This window comes from Streptomyces sp. ISL-1, from assembly GCF_018614585.1.
In the GTDB taxonomy this organism is placed as follows: Bacteria; Actinomycetota; Actinomycetes; order Streptomycetales; family Streptomycetaceae; genus Streptomyces; species Streptomyces maoxianensis.
In genome coordinates, this window is the sequence record NZ_JAGGOI010000007.1 from 408,160 (window position 1) to 420,158 (window position 11,999).

Below are 11,999 nucleotides of genomic sequence, written 5' to 3' on the forward strand. Positions count from 1 at the left end.
GAGATGCCGTACCTACGGCCGGGACCGCGAACGCGACGTTACGGTCTGTTACTCAAGGCCAGTCTCCGTACGCCTTGAGTGGCACCAGCTGTCGGTGACGACTGTTACGAGGGGGGCGTGATTACTGCCCGTGATGCGGGGTAACTGAATGGTCACTCTGTGTGGTGCCTCTGTGTGCAGGTGCCATCGCGGTGGTGAGACCGAGGGAAGGAGCGGTTGTGAATGCGTCCGTGGAAGTGCTGCTTGACCGGGTCCAGGAACGCGGAGGGTATGCGATGCGGCAGGAGGCGGCCGGGGCGGTGCAGAGCGTACTGGAGGTGCTGGGGGCGCATCTGGTGGGTGATGACCGTACCGATCTTGCCGCTCTGCTGCCCCGGCAGTGCGGCCCGCTGCTCATCGACGCCGCACCGGCCAGCGAACCCCTGACGCCCTCGGGTTTCGTCGAAGCGGTGGCTGTGCGAGGGGACGTCGGTGTTGCGGTCGCCCGGCGAGCTGTCACCGCGGTGCTCGCCACGGTCGCGGAGGTGGCCGACGACGCCCTGCTGCGCCGCATCCTCACGCAGCTGCCGCCGGGGCACGCCGGCTTGTTCGGCCGTACGGATCCCGCGTGAGTCGCCGACAAGCCCGTGCCGTTCTTCCGTTGGGGTAACGGAAGGCTCACCGCAACCCCGCGGCCCGGCGGCAGGACCGTCGAGCGGTCCCCCTGGTAGCGGTGGCCCACGCCGCCGGGCAGTGGATGCCCGGCGGTGCGGTCTGCGGCAGTGTGACCCGCCGAGCCGGCCGGACGGCCCGTAAGGACTGCCTTGGGCATGAGGGCGTTCGGGCGGGGCAAAAGAGGCCAATGACCGACCTATCCCAGCTGCTGCAACAGGCAATGCGCCGTCATCACCTGACGCCTCAGGCGGTCGCCGACAAGACCGGCATCCGCACCCCGCGTATCCGTGCCTTCGCCGAGGACGGCGCCGAGGGGCCCATCCGGCCGACCGAGGAGGAGCTGGCCGAACTGGCCGACGCCCTCGCTCTGCCACTACCGGCCGTCATGGACGCCGCCCTGCCAACGGCCGCGGCAACTGCCCCCTGACCCGCCCCTGACTACTGCCACCCCATCTCCCACAGGCCGCTGGCGCTACCCCGACCTCACCCAGGCCGCCTCGCCCAACTCCTGGCTCCCTACGAGGTTTCCACCTGGGCTGGGGCCGTACGCGCATCACCGGCGAGGCTGTCCAACGAACGCAATGGGCATCCATCGCGCAACGGTTGCTCAGAGCCAGTCGCGTCGCTTGAAGATGAAGTACAGGCTCACTCACACCACTGCCATCAGGCAGATCGCGAACGGGTAGCCGAAGTCACGGCCCAGCTCCGGCATGTGATCGAAGTTCATGCCGCAGTTCGTGCCGACAGGCGTCGGCGTGACGAGGATGGCTGCCCAGGATGAGATCTTCTTGATTCCATAGATCTACCAAGTGCCTGCCGACCATCGCGGCGCGCTCCAGGTCGGTGATCCCGCGTGCCAGGAGGCCGAGCTTCACCTGCTCGGGCCCGCCGCCCAGAAACTCCGCGAGCCTGAGCGCCAGCTAGGTCTTGCTGGTGCCGGGAGTACATCACCAACTGCCTTTCGTCCCAGAAGAGATCGCGTACTTCGCACAGCCATGCCGGGTCGTGCACCAGGAGCTCGTCGGCCAGCTGGTCCGTGGGCTCGGAGAGCTCTAGTTCACGCCGGGCGGTGATCGCAGGGATCTCCGCGCTCGGGTCACGCTCTATGGCCTTGGCCTCGTCAGCCAGTTCCTCATCGGTCGGCCCAAGTCCCTCGATGAGGGCGTGAACGAAGGTGTGGTCGACGACGCTGGACGGGCAGCTTCGGCGGCGCTTCGGGCAGGTCCTCGTACGGGTAGCCGGTGGCCACTCCACGTGTCGGCGCAGGTTGGACCGCCGGTCGTCGGACTCCGCCTCCTCCGCTCCGCCGGTGATCTCGCCGACGTACAACTGTCCGCCGGAAATCGTGCACACGGGGTCGCCCGGTTTCATACGGGACAGGAACGCGTACAGTTCTTCGACCAGTTTCAGCTTCTGGTTGTACGTCGCCGAGGACTCGTAGTCCTCCTCGAAGTGGGTGCGCAGCCTGTCTTTGCTGATCCTCTCCTCCGCCCGCTGTTTCAGCCGGGAAGCGGAAAGGGACACGCGTCCTTCGGGCAGCCACTACCGCCGGACCAGATCGAGTCCCGAGGCGTTCGTGCCGCGAATCAGCCAAGCCCGGTTGGGGCCTGACCAGACGCCCGTCATGTAGTCCGAGGGCAGTGCACCATCGTGTGTCCGCCACACCACCCGGTCGACCGGAGCGATGTACCTGCCGTCCCTCTGCGCCCGCCACTCGCCGGTCGCGTCACGGAACTTCTTCGCCTCCGCGCTGGTGTGGGTTTCCCAACTGGTGGAAGCGCAGACCGTAGGCACAGCCACGCCCGCACCTGCCCAGGCTCGTAGACGGTCGCCAGGACGGGCATGGCGCCATCCGTGATCACTTCATGGTCCCGGAGGTAGCCGCTGCTGCGCTTGAGGTGTGGAGGTGATTGTCAACGACGGCTAACTGCCTACCTGGACGGGGATTCTTGGGGGAGTCGGCGGGCCGGGTGGCGTGAGGGAGTTCAACGGCGACGGCCAGGAGGTTTTGAGGACGGTGCTGGCTGTTCGACTCCGACGAGGCTTCTCCTATCCGAGTCGTTCATGAGATGTGCGTCCTATGACGTGTCTCTTCGTTGCTGTCGGGAAGTTGGACGTGCCAACATTCGGTGCGTGACTGACGACGGGGATGACATATCGAGGCCTGAACGCCCCTCGAGGCTTGCCGAGTTGGCTGGTTGGCCTGCGCCGATGGATCCGGCGGCGGTGCCGGAGGCGGTCGTGTCCGCGGCCGGTGTGGCGCCGACGGATGAGTTGGCGGCGGCGCGGCGCGGGTTTGCTGTGTTGCTGGGGGAGTTTCGGCGTGCGGCGGTGCTGGTGCCGTTCGATGCGTACGGGAGTCTGTGGACCGCCGATCAGAACGGTGTGCGGTGGATCTGTGCGTTCTCGGATGAGGAGGCGCTGGCGCGGTTTGCGCGGGCGCAGGGGGACGCGGGGCGGGAGCGGACGTATCAGACGATTCTTGGTGCGCGGCTGCTGGACGTGATGGTGCCGATGCTGCCGGGCCCGGCGGGCGTGGCGCTGGATGCCGGAAGTGACGAGGGCATGTTGTTTCCGCCGGTCGCGGGCATTGTGCCGGATGCGGTGGTGGTTGATCTCGGGGGGAATCAGTGAGCGGAAACAATCCGGATCTTCAGGCGCCGGCGTCGGCGTTGGTGGATATCGCGAAGGGCATCAATTTGGCGCATGCCGAGCTGAAGGAACTCGGCATGATCGGCGAGGCGTCAACAGGGCGGGGTTTCTCGGATCTGGCGTTGTCGGGGCTGGAGTTGGGGCATGGGGGGCTGACTGCGGAGTTCGGGACGTTCTGTGATCGCTGGGAGTGGGGGGTGCGGGCGCTGACGTTGCGGGGGAATGGTTTCGCGCAGGGGGTGGGTCTGTCGGCCGGTTCGTTCGCTGAGCAGGAGCGGTACATCAAGGACTCGTTCAAGATCGGGGTGAACGCGGTCAACGGGAACCCGCATCTGAGTGAGGACGAGGTCAAGGCGATGAGCTGGGACAAGATCAGTACCCAGACCGCTTTCGACAACCCGGACTACAGCGCGGAGTCGTTCTCGGAGGCGCATGAGGAGGTGAAGCAGACTTGGAAGGACACCGGGTATGACGTGATGGACGCACAGATGGACTCGATGGAGCGGTCGGGTGTGATTGATCCGGAGATGCGTGAGCGGATGGATGAGGAGTATCGCGACTTGTTTGATCCGTCGGAGGAAACGGTTGCGCAGGCTGAGGAGCCGCGGTGGGGGGAGCGCGGCTGATGGTGGACTGGGGAGGGCTGGCCGACAAGGCGGTCGACAAGGTCGGCGACGGGGTCGAGTGGGGCAAGGAGAAGGCCGGCGATGGTGTCGACTGGGCTACGGACAAGGCCGGGGCGGCTCTTGAGCACATAGGCCAGGACGCGATGGCTGACGTCGTCGAGGACTGGGGCGACCGGACCGCGTCGTCGTTGGGCGCGGAGGTCGGTGAGCAGCAGCTCGGCGAGAGCGAGGAAGCCAACGAGCTGATCCACGGCAACCCGGGGAAGATCGCTTCGGCGGTGAAGAACCTGCGGGACTTCCAGAAGGCGTTCGAACTGGTCGGCGGCGGGATGAAAAAGCTCGACTCCGCTCACTGGAAGGGCGAGGCGGCCGAGGCGTTCAGGGAGAAGTTCCAGACGCTGCCCATGGACTGGCTGCGCGCGGCGGACGCGTTCGAGGACGCGGCCAAAGCCTTGGAGACGTACTCCAAGACGGTTACCAGTGCGCAGGGCAAAGCCAGGGAAGCCATCGCCCTCTACAAGGAGGGCAACGAGTCCTCCGAGACGGCGGTCGCGTCGTACAACAAGAAGGTCGACGCCTACAACGCGGCCCGAGCCAGTGACAACCCGCCGCCCAGGCCGGGCCCGTTCACCGATCCCGGCAAGGCCAAGCGGGAGCGCGCGCAGGAGATCCTCAAGGGCGCCAGGGGTGCCCGTAATGAGGCCGGCGACGACGCGAAGCGGGCGATCACAGCGGCCCTGGCCCATGCCCCGAAGGAGCCGACGGGCCGGGAGCGGGCCAAGTTGGAGCTCATGGACTACGGGCTGGGCCAGGGCATCGAGCTGGCCCATCTCGGCGGCGGCGTCATCAAAGGCACTGCGGGCCTGGTCAACTTTGTCCGTTCGGTCAACCCGATCGACGCCTATAACCTGACCCACCCCGCCGAGTACTACAAGGGCGTCAACATGACGCTCGCCGGCCTCGCCTCCACCGCCGCCAACCCGGACCGGGCACTCAAGGGCGCCTGGGAGGCCTTCAAGAAAGACCCCACGGAGTTCGGCGGTCGCGTGCTCCCCGAACTCCTTGGCACCAAGGGCGCGGGCATTGCCAAGTCCCTCCCACGCCTGGCCAAGGACCTTGCCGACAGCCCGAAGGGGAAGGGCCGCCACGGCCACAGCGACGACCCAGACGGCAAGGGTAAGAAATGCAGCGAGACGAAGTGCGACGGAGACCCGGTCGATGTCGCGACCGGCCGCATGCTCCTGCCACAGACCGACATCGCGCTTCCGGGCTCGCTGCCCCTGGTGTTCCAGCGCACCTTCGACTCGTCCTATCGCGCGGGAGGCTGGTTCGGCCCGACCTGGTCGAGCACGGTCGACCAACGGCTGGAAATCGACTCCGAAGGCGTCGTCTTCATCTGTGACGAGGGCAGCCTGCTGGCGTACCCGCACCCCGCACCGGGCGTTCCGGTCATGCCCACCCACGGTCGGCGCTGGCACCTTGACCGGGTGGACGACGGTTACACGATCTCCGACCCCGAAACCGGACGGGTCTGGCACTTCGTCGACCACAGCGGCCAGTTGGCACTCCTCGCTCAGATCGACGACCGCAACGGCCGCTGGATCACCTTCGAGTACGACAAGACCGGCGCCCCAACGTCGATAGTGCACCACGGCGGCTACCACCTGAAGCTCACCACGAGCGAAGGGAGGGTCACCGCCCTCCACCTGGCGGGCGCTGCCCCGGACGGCTCCGACCAGGAAATCCTGCGCTACGGGTACACAGCCGGCCACCTCACCGAGGTCATCAACTCCTCGGGCCGGCCCCTGCGCTTCGGCCACGACGAGCACGGCCGCATCACGTCCTGGACTGACACCAACGGCAGCCACTACGACTACGTCTACGACGACCTCGACCGCTGCGTGTACCAGTCGGGTACGAACGGGCACGTCGAATCGACCTTCACCTGGGACGACACCGACCCGGACACCGGACTCCGCATGACGTCCATCACCGACGGACTGGGCCACACGGAGCGATACGTGATCAACGACCGCTCCCAGGTGGTCGCCGAGATCGATGCGCTGGATGCGGTCACCCGCTTCGAGTACGACCGCTACAACCGACTGTTGTCCGTCACAGACCCTCTCGGGCACATCACCCGCTCGACCTATGACGAGAACGGTCGACTGACAACGGTGGTCCGTCCGGACGGACGTCGGTTGCGCGCCGAGTACAACGAGATCGGATCCCCAGTGCGTATTGTCGCTGCGGACGGGACAGTCACACGCCAGACGTACGACGAGCGCGGCAACCGCACGTCCGTCACTGAAGCGTCGGAGGCGACAACACGCTTCTCGTACGATGCGGCAGGACACCTCACATCCGTGACGGATGCCCTGGGGCACACCACCGTTCTGCACTGCAACAAGGTGGGGCTGCCCGTCGATATCACCAATCCCCTGGGGGCAACTACCCGGTACGAGCGTGACGCGTTCAGCCGCCCGGTCCGCATCACGGACCCGCTCGGAGCAGTAACCCGCCTGGAATGGACTGTCGAGAGCAGGATCGCCAGGTGTGTGGAGGCGGACGGCAGCGAGCAATCCTGGGTTTACGACGGCGAGGGCAACTGCCTGGCCCACACCGACGCCATAGGCGGGGTTTCCACCTTCGAGTACACAGACTTCGATCTGCTGGCGGCACGCACCGAACCCGACGGCGTGCGCTACGAGTTCAGCCACGACACCAATCTCCAGCTGACCCAGGTCACCAACCCACAAGGCTTGACCTGGACATACATGTACGACGGAGTTGGCCGCCTCGTGTCGGAGAGCGACTTCGACGACCGGGTACTCACCTACACGTACGACGCAGCAAACCGTCTGACCTCACGGGCAAACGGCCTCGGCCAAACCATCCAGTACGAGCGCAACACCCTCGGCCAGCTGCTTCGCAAGGACGCGCAAGGCGCGGTCACCACCTACGAGTACGACAACTTCGACGAGTTGGCTGTGGCAGCGGGTCCGGACGGCACGCTCACCCGTTTGCGTGACCGGTTCGGGCGCCTGAGGTCCGAGACCGTCAACGGGCGCAAGCTGAGCTTCGACCACGACGTCCTCGGCCGTCGCACCGGCAGAACGACTCCCAGTGGTGCAGTCAGTAGGTGGACGTACGACGCGGCAGGACTACGCGCAGAGTTGACCACATCCGGGCGCACTCTCACGTTCGAACGTGACGACGCGGGCCAGGAACTCTCACGCCGCGTCGGCGACATGGTGTGCTTCTCCAACGAGTTCGACAATATGGGCCGTCTGGTGAGCCAACGGGTCGCCGGCGGAGGCCTCAGCATCCAGCGCCGCGCCTACACCTACCGCGCCGACGGTCACCTCATCGGAATCGACGACCAGCTCGCCGGGGCGCGCCGCTTCGACCTCGATGTGAAGGGACGCGTGACCGCCGTCCATGCCCCTGGCTGGACCGAGCAGTACGCCTACGACGCGGCAGGCAACCAGACAACGGCGTCCTGGCCGTCGTCACACCCTGGCCATGACGCCACCGGGCCTCGGGAATTCGCGGGCACCCACATCATCCGTGCGGGAAACGTCCGCTACGAGCACGACGCCCAGGGACGGATCGTGATCCGGCAGAAGACCCGCATCTCGCGCAAGCCCGACACATGGCGTTACGAATGGAGCGCGGAGGACCGGCTCACCACTGTGATCACTCCAGTTGGCACAGTGTGGCGCTACGCGTACGACGCGCTCGGCCGGCGCACCGCCAAGCACCGTATCGCCGACGACGGCCGAACCGTCCTGGAGGAGGTCTCCTTCACCTGGGACAACGCGATGCTGTGCGAGCAGACCAGCCACGGCGAGGCCCTCCCCAATCCAGTCACTCTCACCTGGGACCACGACGGCCCGCGCCCCATCGCCCAGACGGAACGCATTCTCGCAGCGGACGCGTCGCAGGAGACTGTCGACGAGCGCTTCTTCGCCATCGTCACCGACCTGGTCGGCACCCCGAGCGAACTCGTCGGCGAGTCGGGAGACCTGGCGTGGTACACCCGCACCACCCTGTGGGGCACGATGACGTGGGCGACGTCAAGCACGGCGTACACCCCGCTCCGCTTTCCGGGCCAGTACTTCGACGCGGAAACGGGCCTCCACTACAACTTCCATCGCCACTACGACCCCGAAACAGCCCGGTACGTCAGTGCCGACCCTCTCGGTCTTGCACCGGCGCCCAATCAGACAACCTATGTGGACAACCCCCATACGTGGTCTGACCCCCTGGGGCTGAAGCCCTGCAAGCCACGGGTATCCTCGGTGGATTCCGACTGGGCAACCAAGGGTGCCCACATACATATTCCACAGAAAAAGGGGCCTGAGCATGAGGTTCGCGTGTATGTGGACGACAAGGGGGTCGTAGTCGGCGAGCCCATCAGGCTCAAGACCGGGTGGGCATCGGACAGGAGCGTCCGGGACGCGGTGGACGCAGTGAACAACGACCCCAAGCTCCGCGCGGATCTACTAGCCAAGGCTAAGTCGGCCAAGGAGCATATGGACGACCACAACTGGGGAAATACGGAAAACCGATCCGCCGAAATGCAAGCGCTCATCGAAAAACTGGAGAACTGGCCGTGACCGCAATCGAGTTCCTCGTCTCGTTCATCACATCGGGGCGTCTGTACGGTCTGGGAATCGGCTCAACCCTCGGCGAGGTCGACGAAGCGATCCACTGCGATTTCATCGACGATGTCGGCGGGTCCGGCCTCTCGCTGCGCCGGGACTATGGATTCTTTGAGTTTTCCTTCAATCCCGGCCCGGAGTGGGTGATGTCCAGTGCCTCGATCAAACTGCACAGGCTGGCCTCGGACTACGATATGGCTAAGGAGTGGCGTGAGAACATGCATGTCGAGTTCCCGCAGCACCTTGCCTGGGATGAACTGCGGGGTGCGCTCGAACTCGTTCCCGGGTCCCCGTTCTTGAAGGTTACGGATCAAGGGGGCTTCCTTGAATATCGCGCAGCCGCGACGAATGTGTCCGTCATCGTGAACGATGACGGTGGAGAACACGGATCATCCCGGCAGGGAGATGTGTGGAGTATCAGCCTGTGGGCTGCCGCTCGGGCACAGTGAATCAGCCGCGGAACTGCGGCCGCGGCTGAACCATGGCCTGTCGGTAACGTGTGACTGAACCGTTCCGGGTCTTATCGAGTGATGTGCCCCGGGTCTGGTGGAGTCACCTTGCTGGACAGATGATGCTCCGGACTTTCAAGGAGGCTTTCGTGCCCCGTAGTTACCCGGCCGAGTTCCGGCGTAAGGTCCTCGATCTCGCCGAAACCGGCCGGCCGATCCGGCAGATCGCCCATGACTGAGGGGCCATCCATTTTCCGGACACCAGTTATGGGTGTTTCCTATGCCGTGAGCTGCATCTTCACGTATTCGGCGTGAACTTCTGCCGGGGTCTTGTAGCCGAGGCCCGAGTGGAGTCGCTTGCACCCGCCACGGTCTTGGCTGGCACGGGACGAGGCCCATCTCGCGCATCAGGGAGCGGACCAGCTCCAGCCCGGCCTGCAGGTTCATCCGTGCGAGGGCGGCGTGGACCCGCCGGTAGCCGTAGGTCTCGTCCTCCGAAGACGTGACGGATGATCAGTTTCAGCTCTTCACGGCGTTCAGCGGTTGCTGACAGCGGCCGCGAACGCCAGTCGTAGAAGCCAGAGGAGGAAACGCCCGCCCAGGCGCACATCTTGGATATGGGGAAGTCGTCCTTCTCGCCGTCGATGAACTCGTACTTGTCGCTCACCGATATTCCTGGGCGAAGAAGGCCGCTGCTTTTCCCAGGAACTCGTTCTTCATCCGCAGCTCGCGAACCTCCTTCTCGAGCTCGCGCAGGCGGGCACGTTCAAAAATGCTCAACGGTGCTTCTTCAGCGGGATTTTCACGCCGGTAGGCGTTCACCCAGTTTCCGAGCGTCCCCTCGACGATCCCGAGTTCCCGAGCGACCTGGGTGATCGGGCGGGATCCCTCGATCACCATCTTGACTGCCTCGTCCTTGTACTCAGGACTGAAATTCCTCCGCTGTCGTGCCACGTGCCTTCTCCGTTGATCCGGCCAACAATTCTAGTTGGTCCGGTGTCCGGGAACTTCGGGGCGCCTCAGCGGTCGGGGGTGTTCATGCCGCGGAGGACTGAGCCCCGCCGCCTCTCAGTGCCTTGTGAACAAGCTTCAAGGTGATTGGTCAGTCCGTGCCTGTGAACAAACTGATCGCCTTGTTCGCAGGCACTGGCTGAAAGGGCTGCCGGAGGTGTTACTCGGCTGTGCCGTCGCGGGTGCGCTGGTAGTGGCGCCTGGCCTTCATCCTGTTGCCGCAGACGGCCATGGAACACCAGCGGGCCTTGTTGGTCTTACTGCGGTCGAGGAGGAACCGTCGGCACTCCGGGTTGGCGCACGGCCGCAGCCGGCCAGGCATCGTCTCCTGCAGCGCGCTCCACGCCATGACCGCCTCTACCGCCATCCGGCGCTCCGCAGGGGCGTCCAGATCCCAGGACACCCCCACAGGGGAGAGGTGCGGGCGGGAGATGACGTCATTGAGGAGCGGGGCCAACGACCCGGTCGGCTGACTGCCGCGCACCACGCCCTGCAGCGCATCGCGCGCCTGTAGGAGGAGTCGGCGCTCCTCTGCGCTGCCGTTGCCGCGGTGCGCCTGCTGCCAGGTCCTGGCCGCTGCCGGGTCTGCCAACTCGTCCCGGACCACCCCGTTGACCACCGGCGTCGTGTTGAGGAGCTCCAGCAGTGTGTCCTGCTGCTCTCGGTCGGCCACCATCGGCACCTCCTAACCAGAGTGGTTCGTTTGACAGGTTACATGAACCCGGTCACCTGGCCACGAGTGTCCACAGAGCCGAGCCGGCAGGCCGCTGATGCAGCGCGAGACAGGCGGGCATTGACCGCCTGGGCGGGCTCAGGGCGGGCGGCTGCGCTGGCTGGTGACCAATCGCGGACGGAGGCTTGAGGTAGGTCGACGTCCTGCCGTCCGGGCGCAGCGACGTCTCCAGCTGCAGTCGAAATCTAACCAGTAAAAGCATCTTGACAGGTTAGATTGGGTGTGCTCGACTGAATGTGTAACCACTAAACCTCGACAGAAGGGTTAGGGAGATGGTCTCCGCAGTCCACCACCGCACCGCCACCGTCAACGGTCTCGAAGTCTTCTACCGGGAAGCCGGCGACCCGAAGGCACCCGCCGTGGTCCTCCTCCACGGCTTCCCGACCAGCTCGCACATGTTCCGCCATCTGATCCCGGCGCTCGCCGACCGCTACCACGTGATCGCCCCCGACCACATCGGGTTCGGCCAGTCCGCGATGCCCGCCCTGCAAGACTTCCCGTACACCTTCGACGCCCTCACCGAGGCCACCTCCGGCCTGCTCCAGCACCTGGGCATCGACCGGTTCGCGATGTACGTACAGGACTACGGCGCCCCTATCGGTTGGAGGCTCGCCCTTCAGGCCCCGGAACGTGTCACCGCGATCATCACTCAGAACGGCAACGCCTACGAAGAAGGCTTCGTCAAGCCCTTCTGGGACGGCGCCTTCGCCTACGCCAAGGCCCCGGGACCGGACACCGAAGCGCCCATGCGCGGCGCCCTGACCCTTGAGGTCACCCGCTGGCAGTATCTGAACGGAGTGGCCGACCCGAGTCTGGTCAGCCCCGACAACTGGGTCCACGACCAGGTGCTGCTGGACAGGCCCGGCAACGATGAGATCCAGCTCAAGCTCTTCCGCGACTACCCCACCAACGTGGACCTCTACCCGCAGGTCCACCAGTACTTCCGCGACTCCCAGGTCCCGCTGCTGGCGGTCTGGGGCGCCAACGACGAGATCTTCGGCCCCGCCGGCGCCACGGCGTTCAGCCCGGACCTGCCCGATGCCGAGATCCACCTGCTCGAGTCCGGGCACTTCGCCCTGGAAAGCCACCTCGAGACCATCACCGAGCACATCCGCGGCTTCCTCGCCCGCGTCCTCGCCTGACGCGCAGGGGGTCAAAGGCGGCTGCGGCAGCCGCGGACCACGCACCCCTCCCGCCGCAGTCGGCA

At 65.6% G+C, this 11,999-nt stretch carries 11 protein-coding genes and 2 pseudogenes; 7 read left to right on the forward strand and 6 right to left on the reverse strand.

Going from position 1 to position 11,999, the window contains the following annotated elements; translation table 11 throughout:
• Positions 1-218 precede the first annotated feature (218 nt).
• Together J7E87_RS07180 and J7E87_RS07185 are read left to right on the forward strand one after the other, a co-directional pair.
• Entirely contained in the window at positions 219-611 is a 393-nt protein-coding gene (locus tag J7E87_RS07180; RefSeq protein ID WP_308312871.1) for a DUF2267 domain-containing protein, read from the forward strand.
• A gap of 230 nt (positions 612-841) precedes the next feature.
• The gene (locus J7E87_RS07185) at positions 842-1,081 is read left to right on the forward strand and encodes a helix-turn-helix domain-containing protein (RefSeq protein WP_215091063.1); all 240 of its coding nucleotides are present in this window, start codon (positions 842-844) and stop codon (positions 1,079-1,081) included.
• Between the two features lie 222 nt (positions 1,082-1,303).
• Here the strand turns inward: J7E87_RS07185 and J7E87_RS07190 are convergent.
• The 3 genes and pseudogenes from J7E87_RS07190 to J7E87_RS07195 form a co-directional block, all read right to left on the reverse strand.
• Positions 1,304-1,447, reverse strand: a pseudogene (locus J7E87_RS07190) (CorA family divalent cation transporter); the annotation flags it as partial.
• The gene (locus tag J7E87_RS34900; RefSeq protein WP_251017029.1) at positions 1,378-2,178 is read right to left on the reverse strand and encodes a hypothetical protein; all 801 of its coding nucleotides are present in this window, start codon (positions 2,176-2,178) and stop codon (positions 1,378-1,380) included. The gene J7E87_RS34900 and the pseudogene J7E87_RS07190, both read right to left, overlap by 70 nt.
• Before the next feature lie 18 nt (positions 2,179-2,196).
• The gene (locus J7E87_RS07195) at positions 2,197-2,454 is read right to left on the reverse strand and encodes a hypothetical protein (RefSeq protein WP_215091065.1); all 258 of its coding nucleotides are present in this window, start codon (positions 2,452-2,454) and stop codon (positions 2,197-2,199) included.
• Positions 2,455-2,865: 411 nt separating this feature from the next.
• Here J7E87_RS07195 and J7E87_RS07200 point away from each other — a divergent pair, with 411 nt between their 5' ends.
• From J7E87_RS07200 to J7E87_RS07215, 4 genes are read left to right on the forward strand one after another with little or no spacing between them, the layout of a single operon-like run.
• Positions 2,866-3,288: an SseB family protein gene (locus tag J7E87_RS07200; protein WP_215091069.1), complete on the forward strand. Its 423-nt coding sequence runs from the start codon at positions 2,866-2,868 to the stop codon at positions 3,286-3,288.
• The gene (locus tag J7E87_RS07205; RefSeq protein ID WP_215091071.1) at positions 3,285-3,932 is read left to right on the forward strand and encodes a hypothetical protein; all 648 of its coding nucleotides are present in this window, start codon (positions 3,285-3,287) and stop codon (positions 3,930-3,932) included. Before J7E87_RS07200 ends, J7E87_RS07205 begins: the two co-directional genes overlap by 4 nt.
• Complete coding sequence (locus J7E87_RS07210; protein ID WP_215091073.1) at positions 3,932-8,554, forward strand: putative T7SS-secreted protein; 4,623 nt, start codon at positions 3,932-3,934, stop codon at positions 8,552-8,554. The genes J7E87_RS07205 and J7E87_RS07210 overlap by 1 nt, the downstream gene beginning before the upstream one ends.
• On the forward strand, positions 8,551-9,048 hold the full coding sequence (locus J7E87_RS07215; protein ID WP_215091075.1) for a hypothetical protein: 498 nt from the start codon (positions 8,551-8,553) through the stop codon (positions 9,046-9,048). The genes J7E87_RS07210 and J7E87_RS07215 overlap by 4 nt, the downstream gene beginning before the upstream one ends.
• Before the next feature lie 384 nt (positions 9,049-9,432).
• On the opposite strand, the pseudogene J7E87_RS36405 reads toward J7E87_RS07215, so the two are convergent.
• The 3 genes and pseudogenes from J7E87_RS36405 to J7E87_RS07230 all read right to left on the reverse strand — a co-directional run.
• Positions 9,433-9,528: pseudogene (locus J7E87_RS36405) on the reverse strand (IS3 family transposase); the annotation flags it as partial.
• 183 nt (positions 9,529-9,711) lie between these two features.
• On the reverse strand, positions 9,712-10,002 hold the full coding sequence (locus J7E87_RS07225; RefSeq protein ID WP_215091077.1) for a transposase: 291 nt from the start codon (positions 10,000-10,002) through the stop codon (positions 9,712-9,714).
• Positions 10,003-10,219: 217 nt separating this feature from the next.
• Positions 10,220-10,735, reverse strand: coding sequence for a CGNR zinc finger domain-containing protein (locus J7E87_RS07230; RefSeq protein ID WP_215091079.1), 516 nt, complete (start codon positions 10,733-10,735; stop codon positions 10,220-10,222).
• Positions 10,736-11,064: 329 nt separating this feature from the next.
• Between J7E87_RS07230 and J7E87_RS07235 the strand changes: the two genes are divergently transcribed.
• The gene (locus J7E87_RS07235; RefSeq protein ID WP_215091081.1) at positions 11,065-11,934 is read left to right on the forward strand and encodes an alpha/beta fold hydrolase; all 870 of its coding nucleotides are present in this window, start codon (positions 11,065-11,067) and stop codon (positions 11,932-11,934) included.
• Positions 11,935-11,999 lie beyond the last annotated feature (65 nt).